At 48.4% G+C, this 17681-nt stretch carries 15 protein-coding genes; 4 read left to right on the top strand and 11 right to left on the bottom strand.

Annotated features, from left to right (window positions below; all coding sequences use genetic code 11):
* The first annotated feature begins 81 nt into the window (after positions 1-81).
* Positions 82-2895 (top strand): hypothetical protein, encoded by a 2814-nt coding sequence (locus Q1V85_RS04635; RefSeq protein ID WP_300597941.1) that lies wholly within the window; start codon positions 82-84, stop codon positions 2893-2895.
* Between the two features lie 188 nt (positions 2896-3083).
* Here Q1V85_RS04635 and Q1V85_RS04630 read toward each other — a convergent pair whose 3' ends face one another.
* From Q1V85_RS04630 to Q1V85_RS04615, 4 genes are all read right to left on the bottom strand, one after another.
* Positions 3084-3632, bottom strand: coding sequence for a DinB family protein (locus Q1V85_RS04630; RefSeq protein WP_300597939.1), 549 nt, complete (start codon positions 3630-3632; stop codon positions 3084-3086).
* 50 nt (positions 3633-3682) lie between these two features.
* Positions 3683-4216 (bottom strand): Crp/Fnr family transcriptional regulator, encoded by a 534-nt coding sequence (locus Q1V85_RS04625; RefSeq protein WP_300597937.1) that lies wholly within the window; start codon positions 4214-4216, stop codon positions 3683-3685.
* Positions 4217-4425: 209 nt separating this feature from the next.
* Positions 4426-5025, bottom strand: a complete 600-nt coding sequence (locus tag Q1V85_RS04620) for a hypothetical protein (protein WP_300597935.1) — start codon at positions 5023-5025, stop codon at positions 4426-4428.
* A 79-nt stretch (positions 5026-5104) separates the two neighbouring features.
* Entirely contained in the window at positions 5105-6232 is a 1128-nt protein-coding gene (locus tag Q1V85_RS04615; protein ID WP_300597933.1) for a 5-(carboxyamino)imidazole ribonucleotide synthase, read from the bottom strand.
* 461 nt (positions 6233-6693) lie between these two features.
* Here Q1V85_RS04615 and Q1V85_RS04610 point away from each other — a divergent pair, with 461 nt between their 5' ends.
* Positions 6694-7125, top strand: coding sequence for a carboxymuconolactone decarboxylase family protein (locus Q1V85_RS04610; protein ID WP_300597931.1), 432 nt, complete (start codon positions 6694-6696; stop codon positions 7123-7125).
* 376 nt (positions 7126-7501) lie between these two features.
* On the opposite strand, the gene Q1V85_RS04605 is transcribed toward Q1V85_RS04610, so the two are convergent.
* Positions 7502-8155 carry a hypothetical protein gene (locus tag Q1V85_RS04605; RefSeq protein ID WP_300597929.1) on the bottom strand — a complete coding sequence of 218 codons (654 nt, stop codon included), beginning with the start codon at positions 8153-8155 and terminating at the stop codon, positions 7502-7504.
* Between the two features lie 254 nt (positions 8156-8409).
* Entirely contained in the window at positions 8410-9480 is a 1071-nt protein-coding gene (leuB, locus tag Q1V85_RS04600) for a 3-isopropylmalate dehydrogenase (RefSeq protein WP_300597927.1), read from the bottom strand.
* A 297-nt stretch (positions 9481-9777) separates the two neighbouring features.
* On the opposite strand from leuB, the gene Q1V85_RS04595 reads away from it, so the two are divergent.
* Together Q1V85_RS04595 and Q1V85_RS04590 are read left to right on the top strand one after the other, a co-directional pair.
* Complete coding sequence (locus tag Q1V85_RS04595) at positions 9778-10953, top strand: hypothetical protein (protein ID WP_300597925.1); 1176 nt, start codon at positions 9778-9780, stop codon at positions 10951-10953.
* Positions 10954-10997: 44 nt separating this feature from the next.
* Positions 10998-11402 carry a globin domain-containing protein gene (locus Q1V85_RS04590; RefSeq protein ID WP_300597923.1) on the top strand — a complete coding sequence of 135 codons (405 nt, stop codon included), beginning with the start codon at positions 10998-11000 and terminating at the stop codon, positions 11400-11402.
* 230 nt (positions 11403-11632) lie between these two features.
* Here Q1V85_RS04590 and Q1V85_RS04585 read toward each other — a convergent pair whose 3' ends face one another.
* The 5 genes from Q1V85_RS04585 to Q1V85_RS04565 form a co-directional block, all read right to left on the bottom strand.
* Positions 11633-13150, bottom strand: coding sequence for an alpha-isopropylmalate synthase regulatory domain-containing protein (locus tag Q1V85_RS04585; RefSeq protein ID WP_300597921.1), 1518 nt, complete (start codon positions 13148-13150; stop codon positions 11633-11635).
* A 126-nt stretch (positions 13151-13276) separates the two neighbouring features.
* Positions 13277-13873: a 3-isopropylmalate dehydratase small subunit gene (gene leuD / locus Q1V85_RS04580; RefSeq protein ID WP_300597919.1), complete on the bottom strand. Its 597-nt coding sequence runs from the start codon at positions 13871-13873 to the stop codon at positions 13277-13279.
* A 142-nt stretch (positions 13874-14015) separates the two neighbouring features.
* On the bottom strand, positions 14016-15431 hold the full coding sequence (gene leuC, locus Q1V85_RS04575; protein WP_300597917.1) for a 3-isopropylmalate dehydratase large subunit: 1416 nt from the start codon (positions 15429-15431) through the stop codon (positions 14016-14018).
* A gap of 441 nt (positions 15432-15872) precedes the next feature.
* On the bottom strand, positions 15873-16469 hold the full coding sequence (locus Q1V85_RS04570; protein WP_300597915.1) for a hypothetical protein: 597 nt from the start codon (positions 16467-16469) through the stop codon (positions 15873-15875).
* Positions 16470-16605: 136 nt separating this feature from the next.
* The gene (locus tag Q1V85_RS04565) at positions 16606-17112 is read right to left on the bottom strand and encodes a GNAT family N-acetyltransferase (RefSeq protein ID WP_300597913.1); all 507 of its coding nucleotides are present in this window, start codon (positions 17110-17112) and stop codon (positions 16606-16608) included.
* Positions 17113-17681 lie beyond the last annotated feature (569 nt).

Genomic DNA, 17681 nt, shown 5'->3' with positions numbered 1-17681 from the left:
ATTTTATATTTTTAGTTAAGAAGATCCGGAATCGATGAGGAAATGATGTTCTGTGTCGGACCGTATATTTAAATATCAGGTATGCGTAAACTACTGTGTGTGATGGTGCTTTTTTTGATGGCAGGGGTAGCCGGAGCCCAGCAATTTGGAGGAAATCCTCCATCTGTAAAATGGCGCCAAATAAGTACAGATACCGTCCGGGTAATTTACCCGGGAGGGCTGGATTCAACAGCGAACCGTATTGCAGCCATCGTGCACCGGGTGGCAGCGATGAACGCACATCCTTTAGGAAAACGGGTAAAGAAGATCGATATTGTGTTGCAGTCTCAGCCGGTGACGTCTAACGGGTATGTGAGCCTGGGACCTTTCCGGAGTGAGTTTTACCTCACTCCGCCATCGGATAATTTTGACCAGGGCAGCCTGCACTGGCCCGATCAGCTGGCCCTGCACGAGTACCGGCATGTGGAGCAATACAATAATTTTAACCGCGGCCTCAGCAGGGTGATGAAAACGCTTTTTGGCCAGGAGGGGTATGCAGTGGCCATCAACACTGCGGTGCCTAACTGGTTCTTTGAAGGAGATGCGGTGTACCAGGAAACCAGCCTGTCGGCACAGGGCAGGGGACGCATGCCTTCTTTTCTGCAGCCGTTTCCGGCTTTATGGAACGATGGAAAGCAATACAGCTGGATGAAGCTGAGAAATGGCTCCTTTAAAGATTATGTACCCAATCATTACGACCTGGGTTACCTGCTCACCAACTATGGCTATGCTACCTATGGAGCAGATTTTTGGGGTAAGGTTACCTCCGAAGCTGCGGCTTACCGCGGATTGTTTTATCCCATGCAACAGGCCATTAAACGCAATACCGGGCTGCCGTATAAAAAGTTTGTTGCAAACGCATTTGATTTTTATAAAGATCGCTATGGGCTGCACCAACCAGGTGTCTTTACCGATACCAGTGTGCACGCCGTTTTCCCGGTAGATTATCAAACATTGACCCAATATTATTATCCGCAGCAGATCGGCAGCGATTCTTTATTGTATTTAAAACTGTCGAATAAAAAACGGCCGGCTTTTTATGTGCTGGATCAGCATGGGGAACATTTGTTGCGGTACAGGGACATCAGCGGCGAACGGCAGTTTAGTTATGCCAATGGCCGCATTGTATATGCTGCAGTAGAAACTGATCCGCGTTGGACCTGGCGCACCTATAGCGTGCTCCGGGTATTGGACCTGGCATCGGGTGTACAGAAAAAGATCTCGAAAAAGACCCGGTATTTTTCTCCGGATATTTCGGCGGATGGCCGGCAGATAGTGGCCAATAAAGTAGACCTGAAAGGGCGGTCCTCGCTGGTGGTGCTGAATACCGCCGACGGTTCCGTGCTGCGGGAATTTTCCGATCCGGGGATTGATTATTTTGCCAACCCTAAAATAAAGGACGCCGAAACGGTGATAGCCGCCATACGGCAAAGGGATGGGCAGGTTTACATCGGCCTGGTGGATTTTAAAGGAAACCGGGTGGAACCGGTAACGCCTCCCGGCTTTAAAACGGTGGGACAAATCAGCCTTTCAAATGATACGGTATATTTTATCGGTGCTTCGGGCTTAACCAATGCGGTTTTTTCGGTAGATCTGTCTACCAGGGTACTGCGCAAACTGGAAAATGGCAAGGGCAACCGGTATTTTGTAAACGCTGGTTTTGGACAACTCAACTGGGCCGCTTTTACTGCGGACGGGTATCAACTCCGCCATTTAAACACCGGGGATGCATCGTGGACAACCCTCAGCCCGGAAGCATTTGCCGCGGAAACAACCGGTATCGTAAAAGATTCGGTGCCGCCGAAAGACGGGCCTTTAGCGCAGGAGGATATCAGGATGCCGGCTTCAAAAAAATATGCCCAATTGACAAGGCCGTTTAATGTTCACAGCTGGCGGCCAAATTATGAGGATCCGGAATTCAGCTTCACGCTGTATGGCAACAATACACTCAACACCACCCAAACACAGGTTTATTATTTATACAATGAAAATGACCGTACGCATGCAGTTGGCGGTAATACGACCTATGCGGGGCTCTTCCCGTATATTGGCCTGGGAACACAGTATACGTTTAACCGGAAGCAGCAGGTGCAAAAGAAGCTGCGGGAATGGGATCAATGGGACAATTATCTATCATTAACCGTTCCCCTGGGTTGGAACCACGGACGGGAGTTCCGTTTTTTAACGATAGGTACCAATGCCGGTTACCGGTGGGATCTGGCGAAAGGCGTGAACCAGGCAACATTTCCTTCTTCCAGTTTTGGATACATGGCGCATAGCCTGAGCCTGGGCACCCAGGTGCAGCGGGCTGTACAGGATATTTATCCACGTTGGGGTTTTAATGTAAACGCGCAGTACCGCTATGCGGTGAATAAATGGAACAGCCAGCAATTGTTTACGCGGGCAACGGCCTACCTGCCGGGGCTCTTCCCGGCACAGAGCCTGGTATTGTCTGCCGCTTACCAGCAGGCGTCCCTGAAATACCGCATCTTTTCGAGCCGGATCAATGTTGCCCGTGGGTTTAATAGCGTCGACTCTGCGCGGGAAGCCACCCTTAGTGCTGCGTATCATCTGCCGCTTTGGTATCCGGACTGGGGCTTTGGCAATATCTGTTACCTGCAACGGGTGCGGGGCGCTGCTTTTTATGATTATACTGCTGTTGGGGGTACTCGTCCCGGGTTTCAGCAACGGCTGCAAAGCGCCGGTGCCGAATTTTTTGTAGATACACAATGGTGGAACCAGCACCCGCTTAGTTTTGGCTTCCGTGCCGGGCGGCTGCTTACAAAAGACCTGGTAAAGCCGGGACAAAGCTGGTTTTATGAATTTATACTTCCGGTAAGTATTATCCCCAGATAGCCGGCAACGGTTTAAATATCGATTTAGTGCGGCTTCAGCAAAATAACTCCACAGACTTATCCGTTGTTTTCAGACTGCTATCGTAACCGAAAGCAAGGCTCGATTGATTTTCTGCGCCTCTCTGCGAAAAGATCAGCGAAAATCTGCGGGAAATAAGACCTCCTGGTTTAATAAACTACACCAACCCTTCAGGTGCCGGCCAGCGCCTTTTTGGCCTGACGGGCATGCCGCTCATTGTGATAAACAACAAAGCGCAGGGTGTCGCCCAGCTTTAAACGGATCAGTTTAGAAAGACTGGTTCCGGTTTTTTCTTTTCCCAGATCTACCTGCTGCGCCTTTTTCAGCAGTTCGGTCAGCTGTTGCTGGTTATGGATGAATGTGGTAAGTACAGAACGGTCCAGTGATGCATCCTGTGTATTCATAGGCCTGGGGGTCTTCATGGTTTTTACGGAAGTATCGGGGTGAATGACTTTTGAAAAATAATTACCCAACCGCCCTGGTTTGTAAGCAGCCGACGGTTTGGACCGGGCATTCCGGATGCAGGTTTGAATGGCATCCAGGTAATAGGCACTGTACCGGTTCAGGTGTTCGATGCATTCCAGCGCATTCCAGCCTCCGGAAGCCGGTCTCCTGGTAAGCGTGGTATCGGGTAATGTGTGCAGGGTTTCGGCAAAGCGGATATGCTCTTTAGAAAGCCCGGTTAAAGCATCCAGCAGAGGTTGGGATTGAATGGTCATCTTTTTTTTACAAAGTTCTGCCGGCGGAAATAAAAAAGTATTGATAAATATCAATGTTTTTTGAGGCGTGAAAGCGTTTCCGGGCTCATACGCAGGTAATTGGCGATATGCCGGTTAGAGATCTCCTGGAAGAGCCGCGGGCTGCGCTGCAACAGCCGTTGGTAGCGTTCTGTTGGTGTAATTGTAAGAATGTCTTTCTCCCGTTCCAGGAGTTGTAGTACGAGCTCTTCCAGCATTCCGAGCCAGATGCGGAGATGGGCAGGGTCCTGTTCCAGAAATTGTTGCAATGCGGCTTTTGTGAGCACCGTAAGGGTTGTTTTCTTCAGGGCCTGCATGCTGTATGCCGTCGGCTTCCCGGAAAAAAAAGCATCCATAAATACCACAATATCCCCCTGGTATCCAAAGCGGATGTTTTGTTCTGCATCCCCGTCTTCTGTAAACATGCGGATGGTTCCGCTTTCTACAAAATAAATATGGGTATCGCAGTTGTTTTTAGGAAGCAGCAATGCATTCCGCTTCAGCACCCGTTTTTGAGCACGCGGCTCAAACGCCTGTATCTTATGGATCAGTTCAATTGGTTTCATGCCTTCCTGTTGTTATAAGCACTGCATGTATCGATGCCGCAGTTGTATGCATCTCCGGCTGTTGCAAAGATGCGTACAATATCTGAGGATCCCGAATGGAAATAAGGCATAACTGTTATAAAAAACGCTGTAAAAGACTAAGATCCGGAAGGCGACGCAGTGGCTTATGTTTTTACCAGGTGTATGCACAACTGTTGAAACGGATCTTGTTATTTAACAGGGATTTTCTGCGGGTCAGTGCCGCGGATATAGATAACCGGCTTGTTTTCTTCCTCAGGAGGTGCATCCCTGCGAAGCCGGCCTTGAAGCGTGGTTCGGATATTGGCCGCCGGATTTGTAACGATTCTTACAATTTTCAATTGCTTATACAAGGTGTCGATGTAGCCGAAACGGTTGATGTCTTCTATATAGACCTGTACCGGTTTTGAGGTATCTAACCGGTAGTGTATAGGGTCTTCGATCAGTTTGTTATCCACCATCACCAGGGTATGGGGAGTGAGTGTTATTTGGCGGAGTAACAGGATGTTTACTACGGGAAGATAGCGCCGGGGATCTTTCGTGGTGATGAGGACCAAACCACCGGCAGCATCTTTGCCAAAACGGGCGGCAGTGCTGATGGCATCCTGTCCTTTTAATACCGTGATGGATTCAATGTCCTCGGGCCTTAGATTGCTCATGTTTTCGACAATTGTCGAGTCAACAATAAAAAGCGGTTGATTGGCCGATGAATCCCGGTGGGCGGGGGATTGTGCAAACAAGGGTGTTGTTCCAATGATTACGTTGATTAAAAATGCCAGGCACCGTTTCATTATCTATGTTTTTATATTGAAAAAGTATTTCTGTAAAGATGCTATGCGCCGGCTTTTTACACAAAACCATCCGGGAAATTTAGTCCCTGGCAATTACCGAAAGCCCGTGCTTGATCTTGTTGGCCTGATGTAAGAGATCTGCCCGTTCATTACTGATGATGGTTACATGGCCCATTTTACGTCCGGGTTTGGTTTGCCGTTTACCATACAGGTGAAAAAAAGCGTTTTCAATTTTCAGCATTTCGTCCAGCCCTTCATAAACCGCATCGCCGGAATATCCTTCTTTGCCGATGATATTGAGCATTACAGAAGGAAGCACGGCATCGGTGCTGCCCAGCGGATAGTTGAGCAGGATCCGCCAAACCATATCAAACTGTGAGCTGTAATGCGCTTCTATCGTATGATGCCCGCTGTTGTGTACGCGCGGTGCCGTTTCATTTACCAGCACTTCTCCGCCCGGTGTTACAAACAGCTCTACCGCGAAAATGCCGGGGGAATTGAAATTCTTTACGGTAGTGAGGGCAATGGCCTCTGCTTTCCAATAGGTTTTTTCTTCAATTTCAGCCGGGCATAATTGAAAATCGAGCAGGTTCAGGGTCTTGTCAAACACCATCTGCACCGCAGGGTAAATCGCTATTTCACCCGACTGCCCCACAGCGATCATCATGGCGATCTCTTTTTCCACATCCACCAGTTTTTCCAGCACGGAGAGGGCGTCAAACCCTTTGGGCACATCGGCCTCGTTGTTGATGATCTGCACGCCGCGTCCGTCGTATCCGCCTTCGGCAATTTTATGTACGGCGGGGAAAAAGGCCTGCTGTTCTGCCAGTTCCTGGATGTTGTGCGTAAGCAGGTAGGGTGAGGTAGGGATCTGGTGATCTGTATAGTATTTTTTTTGCGTGGCTTTGTTCCGGATCGTACGCAGTACCGAAGGGTGCGGGATCACCTTCACGCCCTCTTTCTCCAGGGCTTCCAGGGCTTCCACATTTACATTTTCGATTTCAATGGTGAGGGCATCCAAACCCTTTCCGAAATTGTAAACAGCTTCATAATCCCTGATATCTCCTTTAACAAAATGATGGCAGAGATGCGCTGCCGGGGCATGGGCGTCATTTTCCAGTACATATGTTTCTACGGGATAGTTTGCCGCCGCCTGCAACAACATTCTTCCTAACTGGCCACCGCCAAGAATACCTACTTTTTGCATGGCGCAAAGATAGGGAGTTTGCGAATCGGGATAAGAGAAAGAAGATTGAATGCTGAAAGCTGAAAGCGGGCAGTTTTCCAGGGTCTGACGGGCAGGTTCAAGGCTTCAGCCCAGGGTGGGTTTAAGGCGACAGGAAGACTTGAGGGATCGTGGGATCTTGTTCCGGGTTTAACGTTCCTGATTGCTCCTTGATACCTGGCTGAAAGCTAAAAGCTGAATGCCTGCTCCTGGTTAGATGCCGGTTCATGCTTGATGTGGAATCTCCACCGGGAAAAAGATCATCGAATATGTCCGGGTCGTCATTTTCACATTTTCACATTTCCACATTTCCATATTTCCACATTTTCAAATTCCATAGTGTTCAAGGCCAGATTCCGTTTGATACTGATGCATCAATGTTAAAAGTTGAACGCTGCCCACCCGTCTTTAAAATATGATTACTTTAGCGCAAAAATGAATCTATGCGTTTAAATTATACGACAGTGGCACCCGAGGGATACCGGACATTGCTGGCCATGTACGGGTACCTGAGCAAAACAGCGCTGGCTCCCGCTCTTTTACACCTGGTGTATTTACGTGTTTCGCAGATAAACGGATGCCCTTACTGTGTAGACCTGCATTGGAAGGATGCCATTCAGGTCGGCGAGGAGCCGCGAAAACTGAACGGTGTTTCAAACTGGAAATATATGCCTTTCTTTACCCCGTTGGAAAAGGCGGCCCTGGCTTATGCAGAGGCCATAACGCTTTTGCCCGGACAGGAAGTGAGCGATGCCGTTTATAATGAGGCACGCCAGCACTTTCAGGATAAAGACCTGGTTGATCTGGGACTTGCCATTGCACATATGAATATGCTTAACCGGGTAGCTATCACTTTTCATAAAGTGCCGGAATAACAAAGCCTGGTACCGGCGGACGGATTATGCTGCGTTTTCTGCCTGTGTTATGGATCAGCATGACATTCGCTGCGTAAACGATCCGGGCTGCAAAATCATCCGGACGTGCGGATAAGGTGATGACAATCACTCCGGCCGTCATCCTGAGATATTATCCCGGACTTGTTCCGGAATCTGTTCCTGTTCCGGGATCATGTGGTAGATGCCGGAAAATGCCTGCTGAAGGCTGGATGGAACTGCCCGGTATGGACAAATAATCCTTTCAGCTTCCGGAACGGGCCCGCCTGCTGCAGGCAGCTCCGGAAGCTGAAGGAAAGGTGGCTGCGAACCCCTGGAACGCGCATACAGGCACGTCTAAGTTCTTACTACTTTCGGCCTATAACTTATTGGTGCCCCGGTTCTCCTTATCCAGGCTCTGAATGTTTTTTAACTGGTCTGCCTGTATAAGATTTACATAATCCCAGAAGGCGGCAACACAAACGATCTTCCACTGACCGTTTTGTTTTTCCATTACGCGCACTTCTTTACTGTGCCTGAAATTGCCATCCTTATTACTGTTGTACTGGTCCCATGTTAAGTAACAGGCGTCCTTGCCATAGAATTTGAATGTGATCCGTCTTCGTTCCACAATAGGGTGGCTGCCGGTTTGGGGCTCCGGGTTATCGTGAATGTACCGGCCTACAGAACTGTCGATACCCGGCCAGCCAACGCTGGCATCAAACGTGCCGTCCCGGTTGCTCCATGCCTGAAAGGCATAATCTTCGTGCGCGTAGGTAGACTTCCATCCATCGTAGTCACGGGCGAAGAAAGAGCGCGTCTCTTTTTCGATGGTGGCCATAATGGAATCTTTATCCGCCTGTAGTGTTTTTTCGGTTTGTCCCTTTCCTTCTGCTCCGGACGAGCAACGGGTAAAAAAAGTGGAAATAAAAAGAAGAAATACAGCGCTCAAAAGAATGCAGTTGTTCATCCGTGGCATTGAAATGAGCTTTCCGAATTGTTTGTTAGGGGGAACCCCCGGATGCTGGAACATAACGACAAGTTTTATTTTTGAAACAAATTCCTGTCCTCATCAAAATCCATTGCATAAGCCGTTTTTGAAAAAGCGGCTTTGTTACAGTAAGTTACTTCAAAAAAAGCTGTTTTCCATAGAATAAGGGTAATTTATTTTTACAGCCATGCTATCAGAATGTTCCCTGGTGCTCAAAAAAAAGAGCGGGCTGCAGCCCGCTCTTTTCTATAATGTGAACCTTACTGGTCATAGATCGTTTGGCATCCGAAGAACGCTTAAAGCCGCTTCAGGATCTCTTCCCCGATGGCATCGGTGCCCAGGATCATGTCTTTCGGAGTGGAAGCATCTGCAATATCCCCGGTGCGGAACCCGGCTTTCAATACCTGGTCTACGGCATTGATCACATCCTCGCTTTCCTGTTTCAAACCAAAAGAAATATCCAGTAACAGCGCTGCAGATAATACAGAAGCCATGGGGTTGGCAACACCCTTTCCGGTGATATCGTGGGCAGAACCATGGATGGGCTCATAAACCCCGGTACCGTCGCCAATAGAAGCAGAGGCCAGCATGCCCATGGAACCGGCGATCTGAGAGGCTTCATCGGTAAGGATGTCTCCAAACAGGTTGGCCGTAACCACCACGTCAAAACGTTTGGGGTCTTTGATCAGTAACATCGCTGTAGCATCTACAAACTGGTGCTCTACGGTTACTTCAGGATATTCTTTAGCTACCTGTTGTACCACTTCGCGCCAAAGACGGCTGGTTTCAATCACGTTGGCTTTATCTACCGAGCACAATTTTTTGCCGCGTGTCATGGCCGCTTCAAACGCTTTACGGGCAATACGCTCTACCTCAAAGCGACTGTATTGTGCAACGTCAAAAGCGGTGTCGCCGTTGTCTTTGCGGCCTTTTTCGCCAAAGTAGATATCGCCGGTGAGCTCGCGAAAGAACAGGATATCGGCACCTTTCAGGATTTCCGGTTTAATGCTGGAAGCCCCCAGAAGCTCATCAAAAAGTTTGATCGGGCGCAGGTTGGCATACAATCCCAGCTCTTTGCGCATTTTCAGCAAACCCTGTTCGGGGCGTACTTTGGCAGACGGATCGTTATCGTATTTAGGATGACCCACAGCACCAAACAGCACGGCATCCGATTTTTTCATTTTCTCCAGGCTCTCGTCCGGTAACGGGTTGCCGGTAGCTTCGATGGCTGCATGGCCGATCAGCGCTTCATCATAAGTGAATTCATGACCGTATTTTTCAGCGATCTTATCCAGCACTTTTTTACCTACAGCGGTTACTTCCTGTCCGATCCCGTCTCCGGGTACAATGAGAATATTCTTTTTCATGCGTCTTTTTTATTTGATTTCTACCGGCTGCCGCAGCACATTAGAGAATTTCTAAAAAGCTGTCCAGGCGGCCCCCTAAGATACTGGATAGCCGTTTATTTTTTCAAAAAAATGAAGATGAATTTTCCAGCGGTGATTACTGCGGATGTGTTGGGAACTCCGCCGGCGGAAGATGGAATTACGTATCACTGCCATTCTTACCCGTTTCAAAGCCTGTTTGGGCTGCTTGCGTGGTTTTTATTTTTCCTGTCTGCCGGAGTTTTTCATTTTTACAGCTGAAAAAATAAAAAGTATTTTATGAAAATCCGAACAAAACATATGCGGAGTTGGCTGTACACAGCCGTGGTTGCCTTGCTTGTTGTGGCTGCCGGCTGTAAAAAGGGCGATGTTGGTTCTTCAGGCCCGGCGGGCCCTGCAGGTGCTACCGGTGTACAGGGCGTGCAAGGCATTCCCGGAACAAATGGTTCCAAATTTTACAGCGGCGCCGGTATTCCAGATGCGGCGCTGGGCACATTAACCGATATGTACCTGGATATGGGCAGCTCAAAACTCTACGGTCCCAAAACAGCGGCGGGTTGGGGTACGCCGGTTGATCTTAAAGGCTATACCGGTGCTGTGGGTGCAACCGGAGCCACCGGGAGCAACGGCGCTACGGGTAATACCGGCGCCACCGGGAACATTGGTGCCACCGGCAGTACCGGTGCAACGGGTAACACGGGCGCTACGGGGAGTACAGGAATACCCGGCGCTGTTGGTGCAACGGGTGTTACCGGTGCCACCGGAAAAACGGGCGCCACTGGAAATACCGGTGCAACGGGCGTTGCGGGCAGCCGGATTTTGTCTGGTAATGGCGCGCCAGCATCTGATCTCGGTGCATTGGGCGATTATTATCTCGACAACCTAACGGCATTTTTATATGGCCCGAAAACGGGCAATGGCTGGGGAATAGCTCCCATCAGTTTAAAGGGCCCCAAGGGTGACGCCGGAGGGGGAACAACTGTAATGGCTAAATCGATGGGTATTACCAATGTGCAATGGGTGTGGTCAACTACTTTTTGGTTTTCTACATCACAGGCTGGAGCCACGGGCAAAACGACCCGTTATGTAGATATTGCAGAGCCGCTGATTACCCAGGAGTTGATCGATCATGGAGCAATACAGCTTTATTTTTCAAACTATATAATGACCACTCCTTACCGGTGCACAAGTCTTCCGTTTACGATGCAATCCTTTAATGAAAAATACACGTATAATATATGCTATGAATATTTTGTGGGGGGTATCCGGTTGCATTATTTCTTTGCAGGTTTACCGGGTTATGTACCGGCTGATCTTCCGGATCTGTCGAAATACATCATTCCGACCTATACCTTTAAATATGTATTGATTCCCGGTACCCAAATTGCCTACCACAAAAACATTGATCTTAAAAATTACGATGCGGTAAAAGCAGCCTACCGGATTACAGACTAGCATATATTTTAGAATAAGGATCATGTGGGGTGCAACCGCTATTTATGACAAAGGAACAAATTATACTTATTAAGCGAACCTGGAAATTATTCCGTTTTGTTGCTCCGACAGCGGTGGGGAACGCCTTTTACGGGAAGCTGTTTGCAGACAGTCCCGGTTTAAGAAAACTGTTTCCTGCAGATATGGAGGGGCAATACCGCAAGTTGAATGTGTCTCTGAATGTACTGGTAGCGCGCCTGGAAAAAAAAGAAGAAATCGCCGGCTACCTTGCTGCACTGGCAAAGCGCCATACAGGGTACGGCGTAAAGGAAGAACATTATGTACTGGTGGGGAATGCCCTGTTGTGGATGCTGCGGCAGGGGCTGGGTAAAGACTGGAACAACGAGGTGGCAGCTGCCTGGGAAGCCTGCTACAGGGAGGTAGCGGATATTATGATACACTATTGCTGAGTACAGACCCGCTCTTTCAAAGGGATTAAAAATATGAGAGAAACACCTGTAAGGCTGCTCCGTAACCGGAGTGGCTTTCTCATTTCCGGCAGGGGAGTCCTTATGCTTTCTGTCTTTGCAGGTTAGGTTTTAACTGCAAGGAAGAAGGTATTATACACTATGTGAGATCTTCCGTTCTCCCTGAAGTTTGGAGGCTTAAAGCTGATGGCTGAAGGCTACGGAGCGATTCCCTATACCAGGTTCAGCATTTTCTGAGTAGCTTTTATTGCCGCAACGGTTTGATCGCTATCCAGACCGGTGGTAGTAAACTCGCGTCCGTTATGTGTCCAGGTAATAATAGTTTCGCAAAGCGCGTCGGATTTTCCACCCGGGGGGATGCGCACAATATAATCGGTAAGTTTTGCCAGCGGCAGTTTTTTCTGTGTATAGATCTTACGGAGGGCGTTCATAAACGCATCGTACTGCCCGTCGCCCTGTGCGTTCTCTTCAACAACGCCGTCTTCAAACCGGATACGGACGGTAGTAGAGGGGCGCATATTCTTTGAATGGGTCAGCACATAGTCTTCCACATGTACTTTTTCTGCTGCCGTATTGCTGTCGAGTACATCGGAAATAATAAACGGCAGGTCATCCTGCGTTACGGTTTCTTTTTTATCACCCAGTTCAATGATACGCTGGGTTACTTTTTTTAAATCTTCATCTGATAGTTGTATACCCAGTTGCTGCAGGTTGTTTTCAATATTGGCTTTGCCGGAAGTTTTACCCAGGGCGTATTTCCGTTTACGGCCAAACCGTTCGGGCATCAGGTCGTTATAATACAGGTTTTTTTTCTTGTCGCCGTCTGCATGAATGCCGGCTGTTTGTGTAAATACATTTTCACCTACCACGGGTTTATTCGGCGATACCCGGAAGCCGGAAAAAGCTTCTACCAGTTTACTGATCTTGTAAAGCGCTTTTTCATTTACGGAGGTTTTTACATCTTTCTGAAAATCGTTCAATACGGCTACAATGCTGGCCAGCGGTGTATTCCCTGCCCGTTCACCCATGCCGTTAATGGTAAGGTGCAGGCCCCGGGCGCCTGCTTTTACAGCTTCCAATGCATTGGCTACACCCAGGTCATAGTCGTTATGTCCGTGAAAGTCGAAATGCAGCTGCGGATAGCGTTGCGTGATCTCCGCGATATACGCATAGGTCTCCGATGGAATTAAAATACCCAGCGTGTCGGGCAGTAATACGCGTTTGATGGGTTGTTTGGCAATAAAGTCGAGGTACTGAAATACATATTCTTTAGAGTTGCGCATCCCGTTGCTCCAGTCTTCCAGGTACACGTTACAGTCGATCCCTTTTTTCTGCGCTTTTTTGATAACGGCTGCAATATCCTTAAAATGCTCCTCCGGTGTTTTTTTGAGCTGATGGGTCAGGTGGTTCAGGGAACCCTTGGTGAGGATATTCATCACGGTGGCACCGGCTTTTTCCACCCAGTTGATGGATGTATCACCATCAACAAAGGTCAGTACTTCAATCTTGTGCAGGTGCCCGTTCTCCCTGGCCCAGTCGGTAATGCGTTTTACCGCCTGGAATTCGCCTTCGGAAACGCGGGCGGATGCGATCTCGATCCGGTCCACTTTTACTTCGGTTAAAAGCAGTTGGGCAAGGGTTAATTTTTCCGTTGCTGAAAAAGATACGCCGCTGGTTTGTTCTCCATCCCGCAGCGTTGTGTCCATTATTTCAATCGATCGTTGTTTCATTTTTCCGGTGTGTTACCCGTAAGCCCGCTGGTATGGCCGGCCCGGTGAGGAATGTGCTAAATGATCGTGTCATGCTGCGTTTAACGAAGCATGACACGATGTTATAACTGCCTTTAACAGGCTTTATTAATAAAGGCTTTTATCTGCAAAAGCGCTGATGTTTTCTTTCATGGACTGCAGGTAGTCGATATCGTCGAAGCCGTTCATCATATTGTGCTTTTTATAGCCATTGATATCGAAGCTTTCTTTGTCGCCGGTTGCCAGGATGGTAACGGTTTGCTCAGGGAGATTTACCTCGATTTCCGTTTTGGGATCGGCTTCAATGGCCCGGAATATTTTATCAACAAAGGCCTCACTTACGGTTACCGGCAATAATCCAATGTTCAGGGAGTTTCCTTTAAAGATATCTGCAAAAAAGCTGGAGATCACACAGCGGAACCCGTAATCGTAAATAGCCCAGGCCGCATGCTCGCGGCTGCTGCCACTGCCGAAGTTTTTACCGCCTACCAGGATCTTCCCGGAGTAAATGGGGTTATTTAAAACAAAGTCCTGCTTGGGTGTATCGTCGTTATTATAACGCCAGTCGCGAAACAGGTTATCTCCAAAGCCTTTGCGTTCCGTGGCTTTCAGGAAGCGGGCAGGAATGATTTGGTCGGTATCCACATTCTCGATGGGTAAGGGAACTGCTGTGGATGTTAATACTGTAAATTTATCGTATGCCATTTTTGAATTTCTGATTTGAGATTTCTGATTTTTTTGAACTGTCCTTTAATGCTGCCGTTTATTGTGCAGCTGAAGTGTGCGACGCAACGCAGCTGATAGTAGTATTGATGTTGGGTACATAATAACTATTGACCATTGCCTGTTAACCATTCACTTCCTCCATCAACTCGCGCGGGTCGGTTACCACACCGGTTACTGCCACTGCAGCCGCTACGAAAGGACTGGCCAGCAGTGTGCGGGCGCCGGGTCCCTGGCGGCCTTCGAAGTTGCGGTTGCTGGTGCTTACCGCGTACTTGCCGGCCGGGATCTTATCTTCGTTCATTGCCAGACAGGCGGAACAGCCGGGCTGGCGCAGTTCGAAACCGGCCTCATTTAATATGTCAAGAATGCCTTCTTCTTTGATCTGCGCTTCTACGATATGCGAACCAGGCACCAGCCATGCGGTGATATTGTCTGCTTTCTTTTTGCCTTTTACGATGGATGCAAAGGCCCGGAAATCTTCGATGCGTCCGTTGGTACAGCTGCCCAGGAATACATAATCGATCTTTTTGCCCAATATGGCGTCACCTTCTGCAAAATCCATATAGGCCAGGGATTTCTTATAGGAAGCTTCCCCGTCTTTTACTTCGGATGCCTTGGGTATATGGTTGGTGATACCGGTTCCCAGCCCGGGGTTGGTACCATAAGTGATCTGGGGTTCGATATTGGCTGCGTCAAAATGAAGTTCCCGGTCAAACACTGCTGTATCATCAGTTTTCAGGGTTTTCCAATAGGCGAGTGCTGTATCCCAGTCTGCACCTTTGGGCGCTTTATCTTTTCCGTTGATATAGTCAAAAGTGGTTTGGTCCGGGGCAATCATACCGCCGCGGGCCCCCATTTCGATGCTCATATTGCAAACGGTCATCCGGCCTTCCATGCTCATATTTTCAAATACTTCACCGGCATATTCTACAAAGTAACCGGTGGCGCCGCTGGCGGTTATTTGCGAAATCATATAGAGGGCCACGTCTTTTGGCAGCACGCCTTTGCCCAGTTTGCCATTGATGGTAATGCGCATCTTTTTGGGTTTGGGCTGCATAATACACTGAGAGGAGAGCACCATTTCTACTTCCGAGGTTCCGATACCAAATGCGATACTTCCAAAGGCTCCGTGAGTAGAGGTATGTGAGTCGCCGCAAACAATGGTCATGCCCGGCTGGGTGATTCCGTTTTCAGGTCCTACCACGTGCACAATCCCGTTCTTGGGGCTTCCCAGTGCCCACAGGGAAATACCCCACTTGGCAGCATTGCTGGAGAGTGCGGCCAGCTGGTTTGCCGATAACGGATCTTTTACCGGCTGATCCTGGTTCATTGTCGGCGTATTATGATCGGCTGTGGCAAATGTACGCTGGGGGTACATTACCGGAATCCCTCTTTGTTCCAGACCAAGAAAGGCCACCGGACTGGTTACTTCATGAATAAAATGACGATCGATAAACAGTACATCGGGGCCATCTTCAATATGGCGTACCACGTGGGCATCCCACACCTTATCAAACAAAGTAGTCGCGTTGCTCATTATAAAACTTGTATTGTTATTTAAATATATCCAATTGAATGCCTGTAAAATTAGACAAATTTTTAATGGAAAGGTGCAATACAGGGCGTCTATTTAGCAAACAGTACTGTGGACTTGAATTTTTGGAAAATGTAAAATCTTTTCCGGTTTAAAAATTTGAAGATTCAAGGAGTTGAAACAGTGGATTTGTTTTTGGTGTTTGATTATCAGTTGTTTGTGCTCTTATTGGGCGCTGATTTCTTTTACAATGCGGCACGTCAGGCGCCCGGTCTGCCCGTTTTGGATAGCGTATTGAGCCCCGAAATAAGTTGGAGTCCCCGGTGATAAACAGGGGCGCCGAAAGACTTTGGCCGGCTAATTTATAGAGGAACCGGCTGCTGGAAATTGCCCTTATCCAATAGGGAAGAGCGGTTGTTTTTGTCCTGGATGGAGTGCCGACCTTTACCAGAAAAAGTGACAGGCAAGAAGTGTAATGAGAAAGACTGCAGCAAGGAAGACGTCTAATGGAAAGTTCTTCAAACGGGCCGTTCCGTTTTCATTCAGGGATACATAGGCGATCAAGGCGATGATGACCAGACCGGTGATCAGGCAGGTGACCATTAGCTGGTTGGAATCTTCAACTTCTTTGTGGTATCTGCAGGAACCGGATAAAAACTGCACACTGTCTTTCGATAAGCCATAAAGGGTGGATGTATTGCTGTACCAATGAGACGCTTTAAAATTTTTATAATCCGTTTCCGTGATTTCAATAGATGCGATGGCTCCCTTTTCAAAATTACCGGTTATAGCCCAGTGATTGACACATCTTAATTGTGTTGGAGTAACGATAAACCTGCGGGGGCTTTCAATAAATTTTAATGTAACGGTGGGGAATGATTGTCTGCTTCCCGGATTGTAGAAGGCATCTTTCGCTAAATGAAGACCGTTTACCTGCACATAGGTTTCGCCGGCTCCCGGGAAGTTGGGTTTTATAATTGTGTAAAGAAGGATGAATATCACCAGGGCCCCTGCTGCTCCCAGTTTAGATTCTACATCCATGTTGGTTAAAAATGTGCGTTATTAAAAAAATGAGCATGTTACCTCTGCGCTGCAAGATTCCGGAACGGAAAGCCACCGAGGTAAAACTTCATCCACTGCAGCCTCCCTGGTAATACGTAATACGAATGATTCCATATTACTGCAGTTTTTTCCGCATCTGGTAATCGTTCATAAAGTAGCCATTGCCAATGTCTATATCCTCGGTGTTGATAACCTCATAACCCTGGCTTTTGTAAAAGTCAACCGCTTTATTCTGACGGTTTACGTTCAGCCATAGTTCTTTTGCGCCGTATCCTTTTACAATATCCTCCATGCTTTTTAGCTGGAATTTACCGATGCCTTTTCCATGCAGTTTTTGGGAGAGGTAGATCTTGTGGAGTTTCCAGGAGCCTGGCTCTTTTTGTTCTATGGCCGTATAGCCCATATCTGTTCCGTCATGGCGGAGGATATAGAATTCGACGCCCCGCTCCATTTCTTTTTCCAGTACAGCAGGGGCATACATCATTTGAAGCATGTATTCCATTTGCACATTGCTAAGGATCTGTTCAAAGGCTCTGGGCCAGATCTCCAGTGCCAGCTGATGAATGATGATCAGCTCTGCTTTTGTGGCTTTTCTAACGGTAGTTGTTTCCTGTTGCATCATTGTTCAAAGATAGGAGTGAAATGCGGATTGCGGTGTTGTGTAATGAAGCTATTGTTTCCCGCGGCGATGCGGCGGAGCGGTGAACGCGGCGGTGGTGGTTGGTCTTTCTTTGCAGTGGGGTATTAAACGGGGGGAACGCGGCGGTTTCGCAAGGTTCGCGAAGATGTTCGGCGGTGGATTTTTCCATTGCGATCGTTGCGGAATCATTGCGCCCATTGCGGTTGTATTTTCAGTTTCTTTCCCGCAGCGATGCGGCGGAGCGGTGAACGCGGCGGTGGTGTTGGTGCATCTTTGCGGTTAGGTATTAAACGCGGGGAACGCGAAGGTTTTGCAAGGTTCGCGAAGGTGGTTTAATCCCTGTTTTTTCGCTGCGCTCGTTGCGGATTCGTTGCGACCATTGCGGTTACATTTTCAGTTCGTTTCTCGCAGCGATGCGGCGGAGTGGTGAACGCGGCGGTTTCGCAAGGTTCGCGAAGGTGGTTTAGTCCTTGTTTTTCGTTGCGCTCGTTGCGGATACGTTGCGACCATTGCGGTTACATTTTCAGCTCTCGTTTCTCGCAGCGATGCGG

The sequence above is a fragment of the Niabella sp. genome, from assembly GCF_030150205.1.
Lineage (GTDB): Bacteria > Bacteroidota > Bacteroidia > Chitinophagales > Chitinophagaceae > Niabella.
The sequence above is the reverse complement of the archived record's forward strand: the minus strand, read 5'-3'. Positions and strand labels throughout refer to the sequence as shown.

Excerpts from the sequence above, each read along its gene's own strand:
- Q1V85_RS04630 (WP_300597939.1), bottom strand. The coding sequence starts at position 3,632 with ATGACCATTCAATCCCAACCTCTGCTGGATGCTTTAACCGGGCTTTCT.
- leuD (WP_300597919.1), bottom strand. The coding sequence starts at position 13,873 with ATGGCATACGATAAATTTACAGTATTAACATCCACAGCAGTTCCCTTA.
- Q1V85_RS04565 (WP_300597913.1), bottom strand. The coding sequence starts at position 17,112 with ATGATGCAACAGGAAACAACTACCGTTAGAAAAGCCACAAAAGCAGAG.
- Q1V85_RS04615 (WP_300597933.1), bottom strand. The coding sequence starts at position 6,232 with ATGCAAAAAGTAGGTATTCTTGGCGGTGGCCAGTTAGGAAGAATGTTG.
- Q1V85_RS04590 (WP_300597923.1), top strand. The coding sequence starts at position 10,998 with ATGACAAAGGAACAAATTATACTTATTAAGCGAACCTGGAAATTATTC.
- Q1V85_RS04585 (WP_300597921.1), bottom strand. The coding sequence starts at position 13,150 with ATGAAACAACGATCGATTGAAATAATGGACACAACGCTGCGGGATGGA.
- Q1V85_RS04610 (WP_300597931.1), top strand. The coding sequence starts at position 6,694 with ATGCGTTTAAATTATACGACAGTGGCACCCGAGGGATACCGGACATTG.
- leuC (WP_300597917.1), bottom strand. The coding sequence starts at position 15,431 with ATGAGCAACGCGACTACTTTGTTTGATAAGGTGTGGGATGCCCACGTG.
- Q1V85_RS04605 (WP_300597929.1), bottom strand. The coding sequence starts at position 8,155 with ATGTTCCAGCATCCGGGGGTTCCCCCTAACAAACAATTCGGAAAGCTC.
- leuB (WP_300597927.1), bottom strand. The coding sequence starts at position 9,480 with ATGAAAAAGAATATTCTCATTGTACCCGGAGACGGGATCGGACAGGAA.
- Q1V85_RS04620 (WP_300597935.1), bottom strand. The coding sequence starts at position 5,025 with ATGAAACGGTGCCTGGCATTTTTAATCAACGTAATCATTGGAACAACA.
- Q1V85_RS04595 (WP_300597925.1), top strand. The coding sequence starts at position 9,778 with ATGAAAATCCGAACAAAACATATGCGGAGTTGGCTGTACACAGCCGTG.
- Q1V85_RS04635 (WP_300597941.1), top strand. The coding sequence starts at position 82 with ATGCGTAAACTACTGTGTGTGATGGTGCTTTTTTTGATGGCAGGGGTA.
- Q1V85_RS04570 (WP_300597915.1), bottom strand. The coding sequence starts at position 16,469 with ATGGATGTAGAATCTAAACTGGGAGCAGCAGGGGCCCTGGTGATATTC.
- Q1V85_RS04625 (WP_300597937.1), bottom strand. The coding sequence starts at position 4,216 with ATGAAACCAATTGAACTGATCCATAAGATACAGGCGTTTGAGCCGCGT.